This window comes from Pseudomonas sp. Mb7 (genome assembly GCF_054790525.1).
The window spans coordinates 4,603,000-4,625,000 of the sequence record NZ_CP186501.1 but is presented as its reverse complement, the minus strand read 5'-3'; the positions used below and the strand labels follow the sequence as shown (position 1 = coordinate 4,625,000).

General features: G+C 59.4%; 16 protein-coding genes and 2 rRNA genes (1 of these 18 running past the window's edge). 8 read left to right on the top strand and 10 right to left on the bottom strand.

Annotated elements, in window-relative coordinates; genetic code table 11:
* From ACOYXH_RS20790 to ACOYXH_RS20770, 5 genes are all read left to right on the top strand, one after another.
* Nucleotides 1-1,406 (top strand): 23S ribosomal RNA (locus ACOYXH_RS20790) (it extends 1,488 nt beyond the left edge of the window).
* 151 nt (nt 1,407-1,557) lie between these two features.
* Nucleotides 1,558-1,673, top strand: a 5S ribosomal RNA gene (gene rrf / locus ACOYXH_RS20785).
* A 149-nt stretch (nt 1,674-1,822) separates the two neighbouring features.
* Entirely contained in the window at nt 1,823-2,482 is a 660-nt protein-coding gene (locus ACOYXH_RS20780; protein ID WP_460066027.1) for a paraquat-inducible protein A, read from the top strand.
* On the top strand, nt 2,469-3,092 hold the full coding sequence (locus tag ACOYXH_RS20775; RefSeq protein WP_095050584.1) for a paraquat-inducible protein A: 624 nt from the start codon (nt 2,469-2,471) through the stop codon (nt 3,090-3,092). The genes ACOYXH_RS20780 and ACOYXH_RS20775 overlap by 14 nt, the downstream gene beginning before the upstream one ends.
* A complete protein-coding gene (locus ACOYXH_RS20770; RefSeq protein ID WP_095125807.1) occupies nt 3,085-5,388 on the top strand; it encodes a PqiB family protein in 2,304 nt (767 codons plus the stop codon). The genes ACOYXH_RS20775 and ACOYXH_RS20770 overlap by 8 nt, the downstream gene beginning before the upstream one ends.
* A 122-nt stretch (nt 5,389-5,510) precedes the next feature.
* Here ACOYXH_RS20770 and mksF read toward each other — a convergent pair whose 3' ends face one another.
* From mksF to mksB, 3 genes are read right to left on the bottom strand one after another with little or no spacing between them, the layout of a single operon-like run.
* Nucleotides 5,511-8,351 (bottom strand): Mks condensin complex protein MksF, encoded by a 2,841-nt coding sequence (gene mksF, locus ACOYXH_RS20765; protein WP_095125806.1) that lies wholly within the window; start codon nt 8,349-8,351, stop codon nt 5,511-5,513.
* Nucleotides 8,348-9,049 (bottom strand): Mks condensin complex protein MksE, encoded by a 702-nt coding sequence (mksE, locus tag ACOYXH_RS20760; protein WP_007912968.1) that lies wholly within the window; start codon nt 9,047-9,049, stop codon nt 8,348-8,350. The genes mksF and mksE overlap by 4 nt, the downstream gene beginning before the upstream one ends.
* Nucleotides 9,039-10,316: an Mks condensin complex protein MksB gene (gene mksB, locus ACOYXH_RS20755; protein WP_007912967.1), complete on the bottom strand. Its 1,278-nt coding sequence runs from the start codon at nt 10,314-10,316 to the stop codon at nt 9,039-9,041. Before mksB ends, mksE begins: the two co-directional genes overlap by 11 nt.
* Before the next feature lie 244 nt (nt 10,317-10,560).
* On the opposite strand from mksB, the gene ACOYXH_RS20750 reads away from it, so the two are divergent.
* Both ACOYXH_RS20750 and rimI read left to right on the top strand, forming a co-directional pair.
* Nucleotides 10,561-11,310 carry an energy transducer TonB gene (locus tag ACOYXH_RS20750; RefSeq protein ID WP_093441537.1) on the top strand — a complete coding sequence of 250 codons (750 nt, stop codon included), beginning with the start codon at nt 10,561-10,563 and terminating at the stop codon, nt 11,308-11,310.
* Entirely contained in the window at nt 11,303-11,755 is a 453-nt protein-coding gene (rimI, locus tag ACOYXH_RS20745) for a ribosomal protein S18-alanine N-acetyltransferase (RefSeq protein ID WP_007912963.1), read from the top strand. Before ACOYXH_RS20750 ends, rimI begins: the two co-directional genes overlap by 8 nt.
* 120 nt (nt 11,756-11,875) lie before the next feature.
* Here rimI and ACOYXH_RS20740 read toward each other — a convergent pair whose 3' ends face one another.
* A complete protein-coding gene (locus ACOYXH_RS20740; RefSeq protein WP_016983591.1) occupies nt 11,876-12,280 on the bottom strand; it encodes a hypothetical protein in 405 nt (134 codons plus the stop codon).
* A 141-nt stretch (nt 12,281-12,421) separates the two neighbouring features.
* On the opposite strand from ACOYXH_RS20740, the gene can reads away from it, so the two are divergent.
* Nucleotides 12,422-13,066, top strand: coding sequence for a carbonate dehydratase (gene can / locus ACOYXH_RS20735; RefSeq protein ID WP_007912954.1), 645 nt, complete (start codon nt 12,422-12,424; stop codon nt 13,064-13,066).
* A gap of 8 nt (nt 13,067-13,074) precedes the next feature.
* On the opposite strand, the gene ACOYXH_RS20730 is transcribed toward can, so the two are convergent.
* The 6 genes from ACOYXH_RS20730 to ACOYXH_RS20705 form a co-directional block, all read right to left on the bottom strand.
* The gene (locus tag ACOYXH_RS20730) at nt 13,075-13,599 is read right to left on the bottom strand and encodes an SET domain-containing protein-lysine N-methyltransferase (protein ID WP_095125804.1); all 525 of its coding nucleotides are present in this window, start codon (nt 13,597-13,599) and stop codon (nt 13,075-13,077) included.
* Between the two features lie 180 nt (nt 13,600-13,779).
* Nucleotides 13,780-14,952: a hypothetical protein gene (locus tag ACOYXH_RS20725; protein WP_095125803.1), complete on the bottom strand. Its 1,173-nt coding sequence runs from the start codon at nt 14,950-14,952 to the stop codon at nt 13,780-13,782.
* Nucleotides 14,953-15,071: 119 nt separating this feature from the next.
* Nucleotides 15,072-16,766: an acid phosphatase gene (gene acpA / locus ACOYXH_RS20720; RefSeq protein ID WP_460409922.1), complete on the bottom strand. Its 1,695-nt coding sequence runs from the start codon at nt 16,764-16,766 to the stop codon at nt 15,072-15,074.
* A gap of 98 nt (nt 16,767-16,864) precedes the next feature.
* On the bottom strand, nt 16,865-18,592 hold the full coding sequence (locus tag ACOYXH_RS20715; protein ID WP_220556994.1) for a J domain-containing protein: 1,728 nt from the start codon (nt 18,590-18,592) through the stop codon (nt 16,865-16,867).
* 11 nt (nt 18,593-18,603) lie between these two features.
* Complete coding sequence (locus ACOYXH_RS20710) at nt 18,604-20,301, bottom strand: molecular chaperone HscC (protein ID WP_095125800.1); 1,698 nt, start codon at nt 20,299-20,301, stop codon at nt 18,604-18,606.
* A gap of 188 nt (nt 20,302-20,489) precedes the next feature.
* On the bottom strand, nt 20,490-21,908 hold the full coding sequence (locus ACOYXH_RS20705; protein WP_007912940.1) for a short-chain fatty acid transporter: 1,419 nt from the start codon (nt 21,906-21,908) through the stop codon (nt 20,490-20,492).
* Between the last annotated feature and the right edge of the window lie 93 nt (nt 21,909-22,001).

Below are 22,001 nucleotides of genomic sequence, written 5' to 3'. Positions count from 1 at the left end.
CGGGATCTTAAGGCCGAGAGCTGATGACGAGTGTTCTTTTAGAACACGAAGTGGTTGATGCCATGCTTCCAAGAAAAGCTTCTAAGCTTCAGGTAACCAGGAACCGTACCCCAAACCGACACAGGTGGTTGGGTAGAGAATACCAAGGCGCTTGAGAGAACTCGGGTGAAGGAACTAGGCAAAATGGCACCGTAACTTCGGGAGAAGGTGCGCCGGTGAGGGTGAAGGACTTGCTCCGTAAGCTCATGCCGGTCGAAGATACCAGGCCGCTGCGACTGTTTATTAAAAACACAGCACTCTGCAAACACGAAAGTGGACGTATAGGGTGTGACGCCTGCCCGGTGCCGGAAGGTTAATTGATGGGGTTAGCTAACGCGAAGCTCTTGATCGAAGCCCCGGTAAACGGCGGCCGTAACTATAACGGTCCTAAGGTAGCGAAATTCCTTGTCGGGTAAGTTCCGACCTGCACGAATGGCGTAACGATGGCGGCGCTGTCTCCACCCGAGACTCAGTGAAATTGAAATCGCTGTGAAGATGCAGTGTATCCGCGGCTAGACGGAAAGACCCCGTGAACCTTTACTATAGCTTTGCACTGGACTTTGAATTTGCTTGTGTAGGATAGGTGGGAGGCTTTGAAGCGTGGACGCCAGTTCGCGTGGAGCCATCCTTGAAATACCACCCTGGCAACTTTGAGGTTCTAACTCAGGTCCGTTATCCGGATCGAGGACAGTGTATGGTGGGTAGTTTGACTGGGGCGGTCTCCTCCTAAAGAGTAACGGAGGAGTACGAAGGTGCGCTCAGACCGGTCGGAAATCGGTCGTAGAGTATAAAGGCAAAAGCGCGCTTGACTGCGAGACAGACACGTCGAGCAGGTACGAAAGTAGGTCTTAGTGATCCGGTGGTTCTGTATGGAAGGGCCATCGCTCAACGGATAAAAGGTACTCCGGGGATAACAGGCTGATACCGCCCAAGAGTTCATATCGACGGCGGTGTTTGGCACCTCGATGTCGGCTCATCACATCCTGGGGCTGAAGCCGGTCCCAAGGGTATGGCTGTTCGCCATTTAAAGTGGTACGCGAGCTGGGTTTAGAACGTCGTGAGACAGTTCGGTCCCTATCTGCCGTGGACGTTTGAGATTTGAGAGGGGCTGCTCCTAGTACGAGAGGACCGGAGTGGACGAACCTCTGGTGTTCCGGTTGTCACGCCAGTGGCATTGCCGGGTAGCTATGTTCGGGAAAGATAACCGCTGAAAGCATCTAAGCGGGAAACTTGCCTCAAGATGAGATCTCACTGGAACCTTGAGTTCCCTGAAGGGCCGTCGAAGACTACGACGTTGATAGGTTGGGTGTGTAAGCGCTGTGAGGCGTTGAGCTAACCAATACTAATTGCCCGTGAGGCTTGACCATATAACACCCAAGCAATTTGCGTCGAAGAGACCAGATTGCGGTGTGTGAAGACGAAACGAACCGAAAGTTCGATGTTCACAAACACCGAAAGCTATCACATACCCAATTTGCTGAAGCGAGGCCACAAGGCCACGAGTCAGTACCCGAATTTCTTGACGACCATAGAGCGTTGGAACCACCTGATCCCATCCCGAACTCAGCAGTGAAACGATGCATCGCCGATGGTAGTGTGGGGTTTCCCCATGTGAGAGTAGGTCATCGTCAAGATTAAATTCCGAAACCCCAATTGCGAAAGCAGTTGGGGTTTTGTTTTGCCCGCGGGAAAGTTTTTTACTCGCGACAACGAACAAATTTGCACAGTTATTTTCGAATCAGAACACTAGAATAGCCCCACCTTATTCGGAGCCAGAGCCTTTATGTCAGAGTCGGTTGACGCCCCCGGGCTGTCAGATTTACCGCTGGAAGACTTGGTGGCCTGTCACGAGTGCGACCTGCTGATGCGCAAGCCACAACTTGCCCATGGCGAAAAAGCCCTCTGCCCACGCTGCGGTTACGAGTTGTATGCCCACCGCCATAACGTGGTGCAGCGCAGCCTTGCCTTGGTGATTGCAGCATTGCTGCTGTACATCCCGGCAAACTTTTTACCCATCATGCAACTCAATATCCTCGGACAGTCTTCGCAGGATACGGTCTGGAGCGGCGTGGTCGGCTTGTTCAACACGGACATGCAGGGTGTTTCGATCGTCGTATTCCTGTGCAGCATGGCCATTCCGCTGTTGAAGTTGCTGTGCCAGTTATTCGTCTTGCTAACGATCCGCTTCGATGTCGGTCGCAGTTACGGTTTGTTGCTTTACCGTATTTATCACCACCTCAAAGACTGGGGAATGCTCGAGGTCTACCTCATGGGCGTACTGGTGGCGATCGTCAAACTGGCGGACATGGCGGCCATCACCGTCGGTCTCGGCCTAGCGTGTTTCATTAGCTTGTTATTAGTGCAGGTATGGCTGGAGGTGGTGATGTCACCGCATCAGATCTGGCAGGCGCTATCAGGGGAAGATGCTCATGCGGGCGATTGATGCGGGCATTCTGGTCTGTACCGAATGTCATGAGTTGAACAGGCAGGAAGCGGACACCGACGAGCAAACCTGCACCCGCTGTGGTGCATTGGTCCACGCTCGCAGGCCAAACAGCCTCACCCGCACCTGGGCACTGCTGATCACGGCAGCGATCATCTATATACCGGCCAATGTCTTGCCGATCATGACTGTCAGTTCTTTGGGGCAGGGTGATCCGAGCACTATCATGTCCGGCGTGATCCAGTTGGTGCAGCACGGCATGATTCCGATTGCTGCGGTGGTGTTTATCGCCAGTATTCTGGTGCCGACCTTCAAACTGGTGGGCATCGCGCTGCTGCTGTTTTCGGTGCAACGACGTCAGCCGCTGTCCGCCCGTCAGCGCATCTGGATGTACCGTTTTATCGAGTTTATTGGCCGCTGGTCGATGCTCGATATTTTTGTGATCGCCATTCTCGTGGCGGTCGTCAACTTCGGCCGGCTTGCCAGTGTCGAAGCCAATCTTGGCGCCATCGCCTTCGCCAGTGTGGTGATTCTGACGATGCTCGCCGCAGTAACTTTCGATCCCCGACTGATTTGGGATAACACGGAGTCGGACGACGACCATGACTGATTTGCCCGTAGCGAAAACTCGACCGGCTTCGAACTGGTCTGCCATTTGGGTACTGCCTCTGATCGCGCTGATCATCGGCGGCTGGCTTGGCTGGCGTGCCTATTCCGAGACCGGGATCGAAATTCAGATCCGCTTCGAGAGTGGCGAAGGTATTCAGGCCAACAAGACCGAGGTCATGTACAAAGGCATGCCGGTCGGTAAGGTCAAGGCGCTCAAGCTCGACGACGAAGGCAACTCCAAAGGCGTGATCGCCACCGTCGAGATGAACAAAGACGTCGAGCAATACCTCAAGACCAGCACGCGTTTCTGGCTGGTCAAACCGAGCGTGACGCTGGCCGGCATCACCGGTCTGGAAACCCTGGTCTCGGGTAACTACGTGGCCATCAGCCCCGGCGAAGGGGAACCGACGCGCAAGTTCAAGGCGCTTGCCGAAGAGCCGCCGCTGTCGGATGCCAAACCCGGCCTGCATCTGACCATCAAGGCGGATCGTCTCGGTTCGCTGAATCGTGGCAGCCCGGTGTTCTACAAACAGATCAAGGTTGGCCAGATCAAAAGCTACGTGCTTTCGGAAGATCAAAGCACCGTTGAGCTGAAAGTCTTCATTGAGCCGACCTACGCCAAACTGGTGCGCAAACACACGCGTTTCTGGAACGCCAGCGGCATCAGCATCGACGCCAACCTGTCCGGGGTGAAAGTGCGCAGCGAATCGCTGGCCAGCATCGTCGCCGGCGGCATCGCCTTCGCTACGCCGGAGAACCGCAAGGACAGCCCGCCGACCGATCCAAGCCTGCCGTTCCGTCTCTACGAAGATTTCGATGCTGCTGCGGCCGGGATCCGGGTGAAGGTCAAACTCAGCGACTTCGAAGGCCTGCAGGCTGGCCGCACGCCGGTGATGTACAAAGGCATTCAGGTCGGCAACCTGAAAGCATTGAAGGTCGACCCCGATCTGAACAGCGCCACTGCCGAGCTGACTCTTGATCCGTTGGCCGAAGACTATCTGGTCGACGGCACCCAGTTCTGGGTGGTCAAACCGTCGATTTCTCTGGCCGGTATCACCGGGCTGGAAGCGCTGGTGAAAGGTAACTACATCGCCGTGCGCCCGGGTGACAAGGGCGCTGCGCCGAAACGCGAGTTCGAGGCTCGGCCGAAGGCGCCGCCGCTGGATCTGCGTTCGCCGGGGCTGCACCTGGTGTTGTTCACCGATGTCCTTGGCTCCATCGATGTTGGCAGTCCGATTTTGTACAAGCAGGTCAAGGTCGGTTCGGTGCAGAGCTACCAGTTCTCCAAGACCCGCAAGCAACTGGTCATCGGTGTTCACATCGAAAAGGAATACGAAAACCTGGTCAATGCGTCGACGCGCTTCTGGAATGTCAGCGGCATCACGCTGACCGGCGGACTGACCGGCGGCATTCAAGTGAAGAGCGAATCGCTGCAGACCCTGATGGCCGGTGGCATCGCTTTTGAAACACCGCAGGCCAAGGCGCCGTTGCAGAAGCGTATTCCACGTTTCCGCCTGTTCGCCAACCATGATGAGGCGAATCAGAAAGGCGCGGTGGTGACGATCAAAGTCGATCGCGCTGATGGTCTGCGCAGTGGCACCCCGGTGCGCTTCAAGGGACTGGATGTCGGCAAGATCGAAAGTGTCGATCTGACCGATGATCTGCAATCGGTGATCCTCACGGCGCGGATTACCGAAGTGCCGGAGAAGATCGCCCGGGTCGGCAGCCAATTCTGGGTGGTCAAACCTGAGCTGGGCCTGATCAAGACAGAAAATCTGGAAACCCTGGTGACCGGAAAATACATAGAAGTGCAACCGGCGGCGAAGAGTCTGGGGCCGCAGAAGAACTTCGTGGCGCTAGCCAATGCGCCGGAAGTGACCAAGCAAGAGGCGGGTCTGAGTCTGGTCTTGAGCGCGGCCCGTCGTGGTTCGCTGAAACCGGGTGTGCCAGTGACTTACCGTGAAATTACCGTGGGCAAAGTCACCGGTTATGAACTGGGCCAGACCGCTGATCGAGTGTTGGTGCACATTCTGATCGAGCCGAAATACGCACCGTTGGTGCGCAGCGGGAGCCGGTTCTGGAACACCAGTGGTGTCGGGTTTGATATCGGTTTGTTCAATGGGCTGACGGTGCGCACCGAGTCGCTGGAGACGGCGATTCAGGGTGGGATTGCCTTCGCAACGCCGGATGGCGAGCGCATGGGTAACCCGGCGCGGGCTGAGCAGACGTTCCCGTTGTTCGACAAGTTTGAGGATGAGTGGCTGACGTGGGCGCCGAAGATTTCCCTCGGTAAGTGATTCTATGGTGTCTGAAGTGGCGCCATCGCGAGCAGGCAAAATCAGCACAAACCCCAAGCCATAAAAAAGGGCCGCGATCCAAACAGATCGCGGCCCTTTTTATTGCCTTCAGTTAATGCCGATCAAACCGCATCCAGCTCCGGTTCATCCGCTTCAACATTCAGCGTTGCCTTGACCACATCATGGCGACGGATGTACTTCCAGTCCGCCTCATCGATGTAAATGCCCGCCGGGCCGCTGCCGCCTTCCAGGTCGATCGCGACACTGGCGCAGACCTGCGGCTTCACACTCGCCAGAATCGGCACGAAACCCAGTTGCAGACTGGTTTCCAGCAGTGCGGCCTGGTTCTTCTCGTCGATGTCCGCCGCCTCATCGAGGTAATACGGCAGACGTACGCGACCGGCCTGATCGCGGTCCATCAAGTGCAGCAACAAATACATGTTGGTCAGCGCTTTGATGGTCATGGTCGTGCCGTTGGACGCCGCGCCATCGATGTCTGTGTGGATTACTGGCTGGCCGTTGACCTTGGTGATCTCGAAGGCCAGTTCGAACAAGTCCTTGAGGCCGAGTTGGTTGTGGTTTGCCGCCACCAGCCGCGCCAGGTATTCCTTGGCTTCTTCGTTCTTGTTGTCCTGCTCGGCGCTCTGGCTGAGATCGAACACCGACAGGGTTTCGCCTTCTTCGTACTGACCGGCGCTGTGGATGATCTGGTCGATGTGCTTGAGCGCTTCCTTGTTCGGCGCGAGGACGATGCGGAAGCTCTGCAGGTTGGAGACCTGACGCTTGTTGATCTCGCGGTTGAACAGCGCCAGTTGATGCTCGAGGCTGTCGTAGTCGCTGCGAATGTTGCGCAGGGTCCGGGCGATGTCGGTGACCGCCGCGCGACGGGCCTTGCCCAGGGTCAGCGCCTCATCGGTACGGTGCGCGTAAGCGTTGATCAGCAACGACAGACGGCGCTCCATGTCGTCTTCGCTGTCGAACTTGGCCACGCCTTTTAGACGCACTTGCGCGTACAGCGCTTCGATCTGACCATCGGCGCGAAGCAAGCCTTGCCAGCTGTCCTGATAGTCGTTGAGCAGTGGCAATAGGTTGTCCATCGAATCGTCGACCGGATCCATGAACGGCGTACCGAACGGCAGATCCGCCGGCAGCAGCTGACGACGGCGCAGCGCGTCGTCGAGGGTGCGTTGCTTGGCTTCCATGTCGGCGATCTGCCGGCCGACCAGTTGCAGCTTGGCCGACAGTTGCTGGACGCGCTCGGTGAACGCATCGCTGGAACGCTTGAGTTCGTCCTGGGCGCCTTCCATCTGCGCCAGTTGCTCGAGCTTGTCGCCTTCCTCGGCACTCAGAGTCTGGGTGCGGCGGAAATCTTCCAGCGCCTTCTGCGCGTCCAGCACTTGCTGGTACAGCGCTTCGGTCTGGGTTTTGCTCGCGGCGCGGTCGGCGGCTACAGCCTGTTGAGTCTTGAGTTGCTTGAGCTCTTTTTCCAGACGCTCTTTCTGATCGCGCAGCGCGGCACGGTCAGCCAAGGCTTGCAGCGCCGGCGGCTCGATGTGCGAGATGTCGATCGACAGGCCAGGCACTTCAAAACGCTCGCCTTTGAAGCCATCGAGAATCAGCTCAACGGATTTGACCCACTCGCCATCTTCGTCGAGGGTAATGCCGTGTTCGCCCAGCGGCAGACTGAACAGCGCGCTGTTGAACAGGCGCATCAAACGCTCGACGTCCTGCTGCGAGAACTCTTCGCGCAGGCGGGCGTAGCTGTTGTTGTCGGCGTGATCGAGTTGCTGTTTCACCGACTTCAGGCGTTTTTCCAGATCGCGCACGCGCTCTTCCAGATCTTCAGCGCTGAACTGACGGGATTGCGCCAAGGCACCGGCCAGTTCGTCGTGCGCGTCTTTGGCCGCGAGCAATTGTTGCTCGAGCACTTTGACGTCATCGACCAGGGCGAAGCGATTCTTCAGTACCGACAATTCGCCGAGCCAGCGCTGGATGCCGGAAATCTCCCGCTCCAGACGCATCAGTTCCTGAGTGCCGCCGCGCTGATCGTTTTGCAGACTGTCCTGCTCGCCACGATAGTGATCGGCCTGGATGGTCAGCTCTTCTTTGCGCGCACTGGCGTAGTCCGACCAGGTGCCGAGCAACGAGTCGAGCAGCGGCGACAGGCGATGCAGTTTGCCGCGCAGTATGTCGCGCTGTTTCACGCCGTTGGCCAAGGCCTCAACCAGCGGGCCGGCCGCGACCAGCGAGTTGTAGTCCTGTTCCATGCGCCGCACATCGCGGAAGGCTTCTTCACACGCGGCGATGTAATCGACGCTACCGGAACGCAGGCTGTGTTCGAAGGCATCGAGGAACAACTGCTTGAGCTTGGCTGCGGTGATTTCGCGCATGTGCAGCAGGTTGATAAACAGCGCACGGAAGGTCTTCAGGCTCTGCTCGCTGGTGGAGCGCAGCGGGATCAGCGTCAGGTCGAGCGGGATCGACGTGTGACCGCCAACCAGCAAACGACGCAGTTCGTCCGGCTTGAGTTCGTAGGCTTTCAGGCCTTCTTTCTCAAGGTTGCTGAACAGCTCTTTCTGGCGCAGGCAGGTGTCGTTCTTCTGGTAATGCGCCAGATCGAGTTTGCCGGCATAGGCAAAGAACTGGTGACCGAAACCACCGCCCGGGCCGCGACCGACCACGCCGATCACGTGCGGGCCGTGGGGCAGGTTCACTTCGACAAGGATGTAGCTGGTGTCGGAAGCGAAGTAGAAGCGCCGCGATTGTTCCAGGCTGTATTTGCCGAAACTCATGTCCGACATGCGCGCCAGAATCGGGAACTGCAAGGCGTTGATCGACGCCGATTTACCGAGGTTGTTCGCGCCGTAAACCGACAGCGGTTCTTCCAGCGGGAACAGGCCGAGGCTGTAACCGGCGGTGTTCAAAAGGGCAAAGCGGCGGATGCCGTAGCGTTCCTGGCTCATGCGTCGGACTCCTGTTCTTCGGCAATGGCGCGGGCCAATGCATCTTCTTCGCTCTCTTCCTCAAATTCGGAGAGATCGAGCGGGTCGTCGGTTTCGAGGAATTTGGCTTCCGCCGCTTCATCAATCAGCACTGGCGCCGGCAACGGCAGAACGCTGTGCACGCTGGCCGCCAGATCGCGGTCCTGCTGCACCGACAGGCACACGTCGAGGAAGCGGTGCATCGGCGGCAGGAAGCGGTACACGCCGTTTTCTTCGCTGGCAAAGCCGAGTTGAGTCATGCGGCGCATGATCTTTTCTTCGAGCTCTTCAACGGTCTGCACTTCGGCCTGAATGAACAGGTCGCGGTACTTCTCCAGTAGCGATGGCAGTTCTTCACGGCCGAGGCTGCCGCCATCGAGCACGGCGATCGGGTCGCGGCCCTGATCGGCCAGGTGCTCGACGAGGATGAAGGTGAATAGCGCCAGACGCTGCGCAGTCTTGTTTACCGCCGCAGCGGCCATGTCCGGCACAAAGTAGTAGAAACCTCGGGTATCGCAAACCAGTTCAAAACCCAGCGCCTTGAACAGCGTGCGGTATTGATCCTGGAAGTTCGACAATTGCGCGTACAGCTCCGGATCGCGGCGGCTGACGTGGTAACCCTTGAACAGCTCGCGGAAGATCGGCGCGAGTTGCGACAGTTCGGAAAGATCAAGATGCATTGGGGATGCTCGCAGAATTCTCGGCGGCGCTGTCGCTGGCCGAGAGCAGGGCGAAGGAGCGCAGGCTGACCTGGTGCTCGTGAGTGTGGTATTCGCGGCGTTCCAGACGCTCACGCTTGAAGCGCTTTTCTCGCGACAGGCGCGAGAACCAGTAGAGCAATTCGTCGGTGGCGCCGTCCGGTTCCTGCTCGAGCAGCCAGGTCATCAGATCCGGCATCGGCAAGGCTTCTTCGCAGCGGTCGACCATCTCGCGCACGGTGCGGGGCGCGCGTGGGGCTTCGCCCTTCTGGGTCTTGTGCGCCTTGGGGAAACGCGCCGGTTTTGGCTCGAAACGCGCCAACGCATAGACGTAGGCTTCGACCTGACTGGCGCTGCCGAGGAAGGTGCTTTGCGGGCGGGTGAACAGCGGCATCGCGGCTTGCGGCACGGCGTCGATGCCTTTACGCCGAATCGCCGCCAGGGCCAACGCGGCGCCACGGGTAACGGCGTTGTGCCGGCGCGCTTCTTCACGCAGCGGCAGCAGCAGTTCGCGGGCGTGACGCAACGTCAGTTGGGCGCTGGTCTGCATCTCGAGGATGCGTGCGTGGGTGCGCAGCAGCATGTCGTCGTCGACCAGATGGCCGAGGCGTTGCTGTTCGCTGAGCATCTTCAGCAATACAGTTTCGACCTTGCGCACGCCTTGTTCGAAGGCGCCGTCGGCGTTTACCAGATCGATCATCGGCTCGACGTATTCGTCCCACGTTGCCAACACTTCGGCGTAACGCTGACGCAATGGAATCTGCCGGTCGCTGGTCTTCGCGCGTTCTGCGACGGCGACCAGCGCCTGTTCGTCGTTGTCGAGCTTCTTCAGTACGTCGCGCACGCGCATGTCGAGCAGGCGCAACTGGCGGGCGAGGTCGTGGCCATCGCGGACTTCGAATGCGTCCTGGATATACCCGGCCAGACGTTCGAGGTGACGCAAATAGGCTTCGATTTCCAGGCACAGGCCCAGTCGGTGCTCGCGACGCAGATAAGCGAGGAAATCGTGGATCTGTGCGTTCAGCTCGAAACGGTTCGGGCTTTTCGCCACCGGAATCAGGATATCGAGGCGAATCCACACGTCGAGCAGGCTGGTGATGTCCTGCGGCGTGCTGTCCAGTTGTTGGGCGGCCAGTTGCGAGCGCAGTTCGTTGAGGCTCAATGTGCCTTGGTCGAAGTGCTCACACAGTGGCTCAAGCAGTGCCCAGTGTTCAGCGAGGGCGCGCAAGACGCGCTTGGGTTCGATCATCGGAATGCCCGGCTGGTTGGCAATGAAAAGCGGCGATTGTACTGCATCACGAAGGATGCGATTCACTCTCGGGACGGGCTGTCGCATTCTTTGTATAAAGAGCGTGGGTAAAGCGCCTCGTGAAAGAGTATCGATCTACAACGGGCGATCTTGAACGAAGGGCGGTAGAATCAGCGCACTTCAGTTATCCACAAGTGGCCGACCCTTGCTAATCGAGTCCCGCCGCCGCGCCTATTTGAACGCCATGCAGGTGGTCAACTGGCTGCCGCGCACCGAATTGCCCTTCGCCGCACCGTCGCGGCCCGAGCTGCTGGACATGCCCGAGCCGGAGGTAGAAGCGCCGGTTGTGTCCGCGCCGCAAGCCGATGCGCCGGAGCAAACGGCTGCCGCTCGTCCGGTCGAACGGCCGAAAATCGAAGTACCGCGGCCGTCGTTGGCGAGTACCCGCACCGGTGCCAAACCGGTAGAAGAGGCCGACGACACGCCAGTCGTCGCCAAACCGGCACCGGTGCCACCACCGCGTTTCGCCCTGCAATTACTGCGCGCCGGGCGATGCCTGCTGCTGGTCGAGTTACCCACAGGCGAACCGTTCCAGAGCCGTGATCCCGCCTATTTGCTGCTGAAAGACATGCTGCGCGCCGCCGGTCTGCCGGATGCGCCGCAAATCGTCGGTGAGCCGGTGCGCTGGCCGTGGCTCAATCGCGGCACCATGGATCAAGGCCCGGAGGCGGCGCGTGATTTCGTTCAGGGTTTCCTTTCCGTGCAAATGGAAGCCGCACCCTGCGCCTGTCTGTGGCTGATCGGCCTTCCGGCGGTGCGTTTTGCCGGTGAAGCGGATGCCGAAGCGTTCAATCGTGAGTTGCAGATCGAAGGTCTGGGCTCGGCCTGGGCCATTCCCGGTCTGGAATTGTTAATGGAAGAGCCACAGCGCAAGGCCGCTGTGTGGCAAGCCATGCGTCGGCTGATGGCGCGCTGGAAAGAATCGAATGAGTGACGCTGTATCGTTCCGCCCGATGACCGAGGCGGATCTGGAAACCGTGCTGAAAATCGAGTACGCCGCGTACAGCCACCCGTGGACCCGGGGGATTTTTCTCGACGGCCTGGGTAAATACCAGATATGGCTGATGTTCGAAGGTGAGCAACAGGTTGGCCACGGGGTGGTGCAGATCATTCTCGATGAGGCGCACCTGCTCAACATTACCGTCAAACCGGAAAATCAGGGGCGTGGGCTGGGGCTGACGTTGCTTGAGCATCTGATGTCGCGGGCGTATGCGGCTTCTGCGCGAGAATGTTTTCTGGAAGTGCGTGACAGCAATACGGGCGCGTTCAAGTTGTATGAACGTTATGGCTTCAATGAGATTGGCCGGCGTCGGGATTATTATCCGGCGGTGGGTGGGCGTGAAGATGCTGTGGTCATGGCCTGCACCCTGGTTGACTGATTACCTGTAGGAGCTGCCGAAGGCTGCGATCTTTTGATTTTATTTTTGATGTTACGGAACAAGATCAAAAGATCGCAGCCTTCGGCAGCTCCTACAGGGACCGAGTTTCAGCTTAAGTGATCAACGGTTGCCATCCAGCGGATCGCGCCGCGCCAGCTCTGCCTCATCCAGCCCATTGCCACCGCCAATGTCATCTTCATCGACGATGCTCAGATCCCAATCGGCCTGATTGCCTTCCCCGGCCTCTTCGGCATCCCGCGCGCCATCTTCATGAATCAGCGTTTCTGGACTGAGGTCATCGTCGGTGGGTTCATGATCACTGACTGAAGCCCCGGTCATACCCGCCTCGCGCACCCGTTCACGCGGCATCAACTGCTCGCGTTCACGCTCGGGAATCTCATCACCGATTTTCGCACTGGGTTCGTCTTCATCGAAATCCAGCTCATGCACCGAACCCATGCGGTCTTCGTTATCATCGATGGGCTCCGGTTGCACCGCATCGTAAGGGCGTCGTGAATCAGTCATGGCAATTCCTCATACTGTGGGCCTTACTTAGGTGGACTCACCGGGCACACGAGAATTCCAATGAAATCACTTGCGGTGACGGCGTGACCCCGACGGGTGGTCGTCTGTCATACCAGCGCATCTTTCTTGAGGCCTTACAGCATGCATGACTTACAAGACCTGATTGATAACAACGAGCGTTGGGCTGACGCGATCACCAAGGAAGACCCGGATTTCTTCGCCAAGTTGGCGCGCCAGCAAACGCCGGAATATCTGTGGATCGGCTGTTCCGACGCACGTGTACCGGCCAACGAGATCGTCGGCATGCTGCCGGGTGATCTGTTCGTGCACCGCAACGTTGCCAACGTGGTGCTGCACACCGACCTCAATTGCCTGTCGGTGATCCAGTACGCGGTCGATGTGCTCAAGGTTAAACACATTCTCGTCACCGGCCACTACGGCTGCGGCGGTGTACGCGCCTCGATGCAGGATCGTCAGTTCGGTCTGATCGACGGCTGGCTGCGTTCGATCCGCGATCTGTACTACGAAAAACGTGAAGAACTGGCCAAGTTACCGACCGAAGAAGAGCAGGTTGATCGCATGTGCGAACTCAACGTGATCCAGCAAGTGGCTAACGTCGCCCACACCAGCATCATCCAGAACGCCTGGCATCGCGGGCAGAGCCTGTCGATCCACGGTTGCATCTACGGCATCAAGGACGGTCGCTGGAAAAGCCTGAACACCACCATCAGTGGTTTCGAGCAATTGCCGCCGCAATACCGTTTGCGTCCGGTTGGCGCGTTGTAAACGGCCTTTCAGCGCAAACCCGAGTGCCGCCAGCGCTGTAAAAAGTGCTGGCCCTCGATGCTGGGCGGTTCGTCGTAACCGGTGATCCACCCTCGACAGCGTTTGGCTCCGCAGCCGCAGGCAAACTGATGCAGCAGTTTGTCTTCGGTGGCGGCGTAGTCCATGGTCAGCCGCTCCCCCCTGTGGATATCTTTCAACGCCCACAACCACAGCTCGCTCATGTCGAGAAACACGTTGGGGTCGCAGGCGTGTTCGATCAAACCGCAAAAGCGCGGATCGTAAATGTGGATGCCCGTCAGCATCTGTCGGGTCTGTCGGCAGCGATAGGGCAGTAGTTGCCCTGACACCCGGCACATCCGATGGCTTTGCAGAAACTCACGCCGCGCCGCGACCCCCATAGGGCTGGCGTGCGCATCGTGGATGATTTCGAAATCGGCACTGGCGGGAAACCCCAGTCGCACCGGCAAACCGGCGAAGGGGTAAATACCTTCAGTATCGCGTGGCGCCGATTGCGCCATGGCGTGGATATTCATAACAGTCCTTGCCGCAAAGGTTTTGCGACTTCCTGGGGGTGACGTCCTGTCAGTGCTGCAGCACTTCTGCTTGGATCCAATCGTGTCGTATTAGGTATAGCTGGTCTACTGTCAGATCTGACAGGAGAGTTAGACGCTTTCCCGCGTCAGCATTGGCTGACACGGGAGCGCTTCAAGCGATTACAGATGCGGGGCGGGAACGGCGGTGGCAGGCAGCGGTGCCTGCAATTGCTTCAGTTGGGCCTTGATCGGGGTGGTCGCGCACTTGGCGACGGCCTGTTCCGGGGTCAGGTTGCGGATCGAGGTGTAGAACAACTCGCAGGTTTTGACCTTCTGCGTCACCTGCCACGTCTGTGTGCAACTGTTGAGCGTGGCCTGTGCATCGCTGCCTGGTTTACTGCCCATGCCCGCCTGCCAGCAGGCCGCGCTCAAATCCTGGCCCATGACTTTCAGACCTGCAGCATCAGCCTTGGCCTGTGCGTCGTCGCCGGTGTAGCTTTTCGGGTCAGCGGCGTACCAGATATAACTCGGGTGGTTGGAACCCAGCACCGGCACTTTCACGCCTTCGCTCGGGCTGATCGTCGCCAGGCCCAAGACATTCACGGTTGGCCCGTATTGCTGCTTGATCCAGTTACGCACCGGCGCGCCGAACGCGACCATCGGCAGCGTCGTGCCGCTGGCGGTCTGGCTGAACTGTTTGACCAGGGTGGTCTGGTAGTCCTTGAAGTAGTCATACACGCCTTCCAGATCACTGCCAGCATTGGACGGCGCAGCGATCGGGGCGATATCGATGATGGTTTGATAGGCCGGCGTCTGCTCGGCAGGAATGCCATTGTCAGTCAGCAGAGTCGCCCAACGATCGGTGGTGTTCGAACGCAAATAATCTTGCGCTTGGGTCAGCGAGTAATCCGGCGGGAAGTGCAGCAATTCGACACTTTTACGGTTTTCCAAAGCCATGCCCAGCGGCAGGAACAGATACCAGCTGTAGGCCCATTTGCCATCGGCATTGAGCTTGCTGGCGCCGGTGTAGGCCAGATCGCCCGCGTCCAGCAGCGCCGACAGCGGTTTGTCGTAATCCTTTGGCACGCCGGTGATTTCGGCGTAGAGCTGGCCGTTATCGGTTTTTACCAACACCTTGGCATCGGCATAACCATCGCGTTGCACGCTCTGGCTCAGGTAATGGGCGACGGTCTGTTCCAGCGTCCAGTTGCGGAAGCAGATTACGCTGCAATTGTTGGGGTAAGCGAACAGGCGGGTAACGCGTTCGGTGCTGCCCAGTTTCAGATCGACATCGGCGTGGGCGGCCGCGCTCAGCGTCAGCGCGGCAAGTGAGAGTCCTGCGAGTTTGAACATGCTCAGATCCTTTTCAGCGTGGGTTCCCCGCGTGTCGGGGGCGCCTCATAGTGGATCAGCCGCGTTTGACAGAGAAGCCGTCATTGGCAGATTTTTGCGCAAACTCGCAGGGCTGGTTTTCAGGCCGGAAAATGCAGGGCGTTGGTCAAATCGCCCATGGGTTGCTGACCCCGGGCAATCATCGCTTCGTCGCGTTGTTTGAGACCGTTGAGCGTTTCCAACTGGAAGACACGGGTGATCAACCGCAGGATCGATGCCGTGTCGTAGACCGTATGATCCACCGTGCCCCTGCGTGCAAACGGCGACACCACCAGCGCCGGTACTCGTGCGCCCGGCCCCCAGCGGTCGCCCTTGGGCGGCGCGACGTGATCCCACCAGCCGCCGTTCTCGTCGACCGTGACGATCACCACCATGTTTTGCCATTGCGGACTTTCACGCAGCACCTTCAGCGCACGCACGATGTGCCGATCCCCGGACGCCACGTCGGCATAACCGGCGTGCATGTTCAGGTTGCCCTGGGGTTTGTAGAAGCTCACCGCCGGCAACTTGCCCGCTTCGGCATCGGCGAAGAATTTGTTGCTGCTCGACTCATCGCCCAGGCCAGCGTCGCGCAGGCGTTTATTGCGCTCGTCGGGGTTCTCCGGGCCTTGTTGCTTGAAGTAGTTGAACGGCTGATGGTGATACTGGAAGTTGGGGATTTTCGGAATGCCGCCGGAATCCTTGTACTGATCCAGCGTCGCCTGCCACGCGCCGGCATACCATGCCCAGTCAATGTGCTTTTTCGATAGCTTGTCGCCGATGTGTTCGTGGGTCTGCGGCACCATCACGTTGGGCAGATCCGCTTTGGAATACGCCGGGCGCTCAGGGTCGCGAATCCACGTCGGCCAGTAGGGCGGGGCGAGGGTGTTGACGCCGAAGCCGTCCGGGGTCAGTGCGCTCGGGCCGAACTGCGGCGGGCCACTCATGGCGCTGGCCGGCGATTGCTCAAGCGGCTTGAGGCGCGGGTCGCTCGGATCATCGCTTTGCAGCGCGGCGATCTGCGATTTGGCCACTGAATTGGCCGCGTCAGGATAGAACGGCGCGGTGGCGCTGATCAGGTATTGGTGGTTGAGGAACGAGCCTCCGAAAGCGCCCTGGAAGAAGTTGTCGCACAGCACGAATTCCTGAGCGACATCCCACAGGCGCAGGGAATAGCGGCTCTGGGCGTAGTGGCCCATGGTCAAGCCACCGGAGTCGGCCCAGGCGACGAAGCCATCGTTCTTGCCGCCATTGATCTGCATTTGGTTCTGATAGAACACGTGCCACAAGTCGCGGGTCACCAGACCGAACGGCAAGTCCTCGCCGGTCGGTCCTTTGAGGGCGAACGGTGCGTTGGGCAGGTTTTCCTGAAACTGCGTGGCGTTGGGGTAAGTCACGCCATCAAGGGTTTGCGGGCCGATCTGCAGCACACCGCCCCAGACTGGAGGCAGGGTTTGCAGCAGCGAGCCGTCGCGATCACGTTGTTGATAGTCGCCGGGCTTGAGCGCGGTTAGCGGCTTTTCGACACCGGGGAAATCACCGAACAGGTTATTGAAACTGCGGTTCTCGGCGTAGATCACCACCACGGTTTTCACCTGATCGCGCAGGGCTTTGTCCAGCTCGGCGGGCGTCAGCGGGCGCTCGGCCGGTTTGCCCGGTTGATCGCTGGCGCTGCCACACCCGGCCAGCGTGGCACCGACACCGAGCACCGCGACGCCGCCGAGGAAGCGACGGCGACTGGTGTCGGTGGGGTGATTGGATGCGGGTGCGTCAGTACCGTCTGTGTCGTCTTTCATCGTTCAGCCCGTTTTGCTTAATTGTTTCAGTATGTTTCGGGCGGACGCTAGCAAGGCAATGTGACGGTTGGGTGACAGGTCTTGCGGGTGCAGCAGGATTAGCCAGGCATGAATTGAGTGAGCGAGTAACCGAGTCGGCTGGCCGCCATGATCGCAATCATCACCACCAGAAACAGCAATTGCAGCGGACTGAAATGCGCCCAGTGCAGCGCGGTCAGCCAAGGACGGCGGCTGCTCAGCACTGGATCGAGCGAACCGATACGGCGTTTGTCTACCCGCCCGATCAGGATCGTGCCAACGTAAGTGAGCGCCCCCAGCGGGCCGAGCAGCAGCGAAAACAGCAGCAGCATGACCCCCTGCGGAACCCCGTGGCGTATCACCAGCCACCGCGTGTATGGGTTCCATTTACGTGGAATCAGCCACTCGGTGAGCCACAGGTCCGGCAGGATCACGTGGGCCGTGAGCACCACCCACCAACTCAGTGCAATGCGAAAAAACCAGACCGGCACGCAGGCAAATATCATTGGAATGAAGACGAGGTCCATAGCGGTTTTTTGTGGGGACGGCAGATAGAACAGGCACAGCGCCAAGGCAATCGCGGTCCATAACCGCACCCAGGTTTCGGCGGCGATGGGACGTGGAAGGAAACGCCGCCAGAAGAAAACATCGGCGTAGGGCAACCGGGCGAGCAGGTCGGGAAAACGCCATTTGAGTTTATTCGAGAGTTCGTAACAGGCCTTCCATTCATCCCTCCCAAAGACGTCTGTCACCTTCTTTTGCTGCAGGGGCTTGAGCGGGTTGATCAACAGATGCGCCGCCTGAACGTCGGCCGCCGACATCCGGTCGCTTTCCGCCTTGGCGCGCAGATTGTCGTAGAAACTTTCCTGATCGCAGCGTTCGATCAACGTGTCCCAAAGCCAGTTCGGTTGCGGGTGCAGGCCTTTGTTGTGATCCCAGCCGAACAGTTGGCCGATGCGGTCGAACAGCGGCACACTCCACTCGCTGTCATTGAGCAAGTGCAGCAGGGTTTGCTGCCATTGTTCGCGGCGATCGAAAACCTGCAACCACGGTTGGGCGCTGTAGCGTTTGAGCACGTTGAGGAATTCGCGCTCGCTCTGGCCTTCGAGCAGCGCTTGCAGGTTGTCTCGATAGTCGGCCATCAGATTCTCGGCGAGAACCTCATGCTGACGATCATTCATCAACACGTCCTGCCACGGCCCCAACCATCCAAGTTGCTCGACGGCCCAGTTCAGCACCGGGCTGCGCAGTTGTGCCTGTTCAAAACACAACTGCAGTAACAGCCTTTCGAAGGCCTTGGCGCAGCCTTGCTGTTGCGCCTGATCCCAACGCTCGTCGAGATTTTCGGGCGACAGCCCCTCAAGCAGTTGCCGTGCGGCCTGCGCTTCAAGCGCATACGCCTCTGTGTCCGTGGCCGCCGTCAGTGGCTCGACAGGCAAAACATCATCCTTCGCCGGCGGCGCAAAAGGCTCGGGGGCTGCCGGGTTGACGGGCGGAAAGTCGAGATCGGCAAAATCCCACGCGGTGTTTTGCAGGTGGCTGTGGTTGTTTGCCAGCGCAGCATCGAGTGCCAGTGCGGCAAAGGCGCTGGAAGCCGTGGCCACGGCGACGTCTTCTTCGTCCGCAGGCTCAGCGTTTTCAAGGCGCCACCGGGCAATCGCCAGCGCTTGTTCGTAGGCTTCGCGCAAGCGCTGGAAACCTTCGGCATCCTCATCGGGGCGGAAGGTTTTCAGTAGACGCGCATAGGCGCGTTTAATGTCGCGGGCTTCAGCGTCATCGTGCAGGTGCAGCACCGACCAGCAATCCATGGCCAGGCTCCTTATTGCCACGGAGTGCGATCAAGTTCGCTCAGGCGTCGGCTCAAGTCGGTGCGCACTTCACGGATCTGGCGCTCATCCTGAGAGTCGAGCGCGATCTGGAATTGCTTGGCCCAATCGCCCATCAGATCACGCATATCGCCCAAACTTTCCTGATAGAGGCGCTCCAGACGTGCAGTCAACAGCGTGTTGACCTGCTGCTCGCGCGGATGAATTTTCAGCTGTGCCAGGTTCTGCAGGCGTTGCTGGATCTCCTCGGGCGAGAGCACGCCCGGGTTGTTCTCGATGACCAGCGAATGCTGTTGCCCGGTCAGGGGAATCTTTACCTGGGCTTCGAGCAGACCGTTGTTGTCGTAGGTGAAACGCACATCGAGAGCGACTTCGCCGGCTTTGCGTTTCGGCACCTTGATGTCCAGTTCGCCGAGTGCCACGTTGTCTTTGACCAGGCGGCTTTCGCCCTGAAAGATCCGTACGATCACTTGCTCCTGATTGTCGTGCAGCGTGTACACGGTTTTCACCCGACTGACCGGGACGATGCTGTTGCGCTCGATGATCGGCAGGTAATGGCCGCTCTCATAGTTACGGCCGACCTGTGTGGAGGTCTCGATGCCCAGCGTGTAGGAGCAGACATCGGTCAGCACCACTTCTTCCAGCGCTGCAGCGCGAGCCTTGAGTGCCGCTTGAATCGCCGCGCCCTGTGCCACGACCTGATCCGGGTCGAGGGTGATCGACGGGAAGCGGCCGAACAGCCCGGCAGCGAGTTTGCGCACCAGCGGCATGCGCGTGGTGCCGCCGACCAACAGAATTTCGTCCAGATCGCTGACGCGGATGCGCGCATCGCGCAGCGCCCGCTCAATCGGCGCACGCAGGCGTTCGAGCAGCGGCATGTACAGCGTTGCCAACTGTTGCTGGGTGATGGTTTGCGTCCACTGCCGCTCACCGAGCTGCAAGCGGAATTCGGCGCTGTCGTCCTGGCCCAGCGCCTTGCGCACGCGTTCGGCCTCGCGACGCAGCGGCTGGATGACGCTGCTGCGCTCAGGGAAGTCGGCGGCCGAACGGTGCTGACTGATGAAGTGCTCCAGCAGCACGGTGTCGAAGTCTTCGCCACCGAGGAAGTTGTCACCGGCGCTGGCGCGCACTTCCATGACCCCTTCGAACAGCTCCAGAATCGATACGTCGAACGTGCCGCCACCGAGGTCGAAGACCAGGAACGAAGTTTCCTTGTCGCGCTGGTGCAGTCCATAGGCGAGGGCAGCGGCGGTTGGTTCGTTGATCAGCTTCTCGACCTTCAGCCCGGCCAGTTCGCCGGCGATGCGCGTGGCTTTGCGTTGAGCGTCGCTGAAGTAGGCCGGGACGCTGATCACGGCTTCGGTGACGGTTTCGCCATAGGCGCGTTCAACGTCTTCTTTCAGACTCTTGAGCACCAGCGCGGACAGCTCTTCCGGGCGAAACGCTTTGTCGGCCAGATACGTTTGCGTGGCGCTGCCCATGTGGCGCTTGAACAGCGACGCGGTCAGGCGCGGATGCGTGTGCAGACGCTCGCGCGCCGCCTGACCCACCAGAATCCGGCCCTGATCATCCAGGCCGACAACGCTCGGTGTCAGGAACTGACCCAGGGCATTGGGCACCAACTCGGTGGCATCGCCACGCCAGACGGCGACCAGGCTGTTGGTGGTTCCCAGGTCAATCCCTACGATCATTGCAACGAACTCCCTTTGCGCTTGGTAAAAAATGGAAACATTTATGGGCGCGCAGAATATTACCGAGGGAGCGATGCGGTAAAGCAGGATGATGGCTCTGAGCCATTATTTGCGACAGGCAGCCCGACACAGGGCTGTTTCAGGAGAAAAGTGTGGGGCGCGGCCATCATGACTGCGCCCCGCTTGGGTTAAGGCATCACTGGCGGCGTATACGCCAGCGTCGTCCCCAACGCCCACAGCAACAGCAGCACCAGCGGCGTGTGCACCAGCAATTGCACAAAGGAGAATCCGATCAGATCTCGCGCTTTCAGCCCGAGTACGCCGAGCAGCGGCAGCATGTAGAACGGGTTAATCAGGTTCGGCAGCGCTTCGGCCGCGTTGTAGATCTGCACTGCCCAGCCGAGGTGGTACTGCAGATCATTGGCGACCTGCATCACGTACGGCGCCTCGATAATCCACTTGCCGCCACCGGATGGAATGAAGAAACCGAGAATCGCCGAGTACACGCCCATCAACAGTGCATAAGTGTCGTGGGAGGCGATGCTGACGAAGAACGTTGAGATGTGGTGCGCCAGGGTTTGCGCGTCCGTGCCTTTGACCGTGGTCATCAGCGCGGCGATCGAGCCGTACAGCGGGAACTGGATCAACACGCCGGTGGTGGTCGGCACGGCGCGGGCGACGGCATCGAGGAAACTGCGCGGCCGCCAGTGCAGCAAGGCGCCGAGCATGATGAACAGGAAGTTATAGGTGTTCAGCCCGGAAATCGCCGTGATCGCCGGTTTGGTTGAAAACTCATGGAACAGCCATCCCGCCGCCAACAGTACCAGCACGATGATCAGCAGCGGGCTGTGTTCCAGCCATTCACCCGGACGCGTACGCGGTTGCAGCGGTGGCAGGTTGAAGGCCGGGTCGATGCCACAGGCCTTGGCGTCGCGCGCCGAGTTCGGCCCGGGGGCGGTGGCGTAGGCGATGATGATCGAGATCACGATCAGCGCCAGCAGCATCACGCCGGACTGCCAGAGGAAAATCGTTTCGGTGAACGGAATCACCCCGGTGATCGACAGGATCGACGGCGGCAGGCTGGCGGGGTTGGCTTGCAACTGCGCGGCCGACGACGACAAACCCAGCGCCCACACCGCGCCAAGGCCCAGATAGGCAGCGGCGCCGGCGGCGCGGTAATCCATTTTCAGATCGGTGCGGCGGGCGAGGGCGCGGACCAGCAAACCGCCGAATACCAGCGACAGGCCCCAGTTGAGCAACGACGCGACCATTGAGATCAACGCGACCCACGCCACGGCAGAACGGCCGTTTTTCGGGATACGCGCCAAGCGATCAATCAGTTTCACGGCGGGCGGCGAGCTGGCGACTACGTAGCCGCCGATTACCACGAAGGCCATTTGCATGGTGAACGGGATCAGGCTCCAGAACCCGTCGCCGAACGCCATCGCCGCATCGGTGGGTTTCGCGCCCATGGCCAGGGTGGCCAGGGCGACGATGATCACGGCCAGCGCGGCGAATACCCAGGAGTCGGGAAACCAGCGTTCGGCAAAGCTTGAACAGCGCAGGGCAAAGCGCGCAGAGCGGCTATCTTCGATATCAACGGCCACAGGAAGTACCTCGGATTTTTATGGTTATTGTGGTCCGCGGGAACGCTCGCCGATCTCCACAACACAGAGATCCCTGTGGGAGCGAGCCTGCTC

Excerpts from the sequence above, each read along its gene's own strand:
- ACOYXH_RS20780 (WP_460066027.1), top strand. The coding sequence starts at position 1,823 with ATGTCAGAGTCGGTTGACGCCCCCGGGCTGTCAGATTTACCGCTGGAA.
- ACOYXH_RS20775 (WP_095050584.1), top strand. The coding sequence starts at position 2,469 with ATGCGGGCGATTGATGCGGGCATTCTGGTCTGTACCGAATGTCATGAG.
- ACOYXH_RS20770 (WP_095125807.1), top strand. The coding sequence starts at position 3,085 with ATGACTGATTTGCCCGTAGCGAAAACTCGACCGGCTTCGAACTGGTCT.
- mksF (WP_095125806.1), bottom strand. The coding sequence starts at position 8,351 with ATGAGCCAGGAACGCTACGGCATCCGCCGCTTTGCCCTTTTGAACACC.
- mksE (WP_007912968.1), bottom strand. The coding sequence starts at position 9,049 with ATGCATCTTGATCTTTCCGAACTGTCGCAACTCGCGCCGATCTTCCGC.
- mksB (WP_007912967.1), bottom strand. The coding sequence starts at position 10,316 with ATGATCGAACCCAAGCGCGTCTTGCGCGCCCTCGCTGAACACTGGGCA.
- ACOYXH_RS20750 (WP_093441537.1), top strand. The coding sequence starts at position 10,561 with ATGCAGGTGGTCAACTGGCTGCCGCGCACCGAATTGCCCTTCGCCGCA.
- rimI (WP_007912963.1), top strand. The coding sequence starts at position 11,303 with ATGAGTGACGCTGTATCGTTCCGCCCGATGACCGAGGCGGATCTGGAA.
- ACOYXH_RS20740 (WP_016983591.1), bottom strand. The coding sequence starts at position 12,280 with ATGACTGATTCACGACGCCCTTACGATGCGGTGCAACCGGAGCCCATC.
- can (WP_007912954.1), top strand. The coding sequence starts at position 12,422 with ATGCATGACTTACAAGACCTGATTGATAACAACGAGCGTTGGGCTGAC.
- ACOYXH_RS20730 (WP_095125804.1), bottom strand. The coding sequence starts at position 13,599 with ATGAATATCCACGCCATGGCGCAATCGGCGCCACGCGATACTGAAGGT.
- ACOYXH_RS20725 (WP_095125803.1), bottom strand. The coding sequence starts at position 14,952 with ATGTTCAAACTCGCAGGACTCTCACTTGCCGCGCTGACGCTGAGCGCG.
- acpA (WP_460409922.1), bottom strand. The coding sequence starts at position 16,766 with ATGAAAGACGACACAGACGGTACTGACGCACCCGCATCCAATCACCCC.
- ACOYXH_RS20715 (WP_220556994.1), bottom strand. The coding sequence starts at position 18,592 with ATGGATTGCTGGTCGGTGCTGCACCTGCACGATGACGCTGAAGCCCGC.
- ACOYXH_RS20710 (WP_095125800.1), bottom strand. The coding sequence starts at position 20,301 with ATGATCGTAGGGATTGACCTGGGAACCACCAACAGCCTGGTCGCCGTC.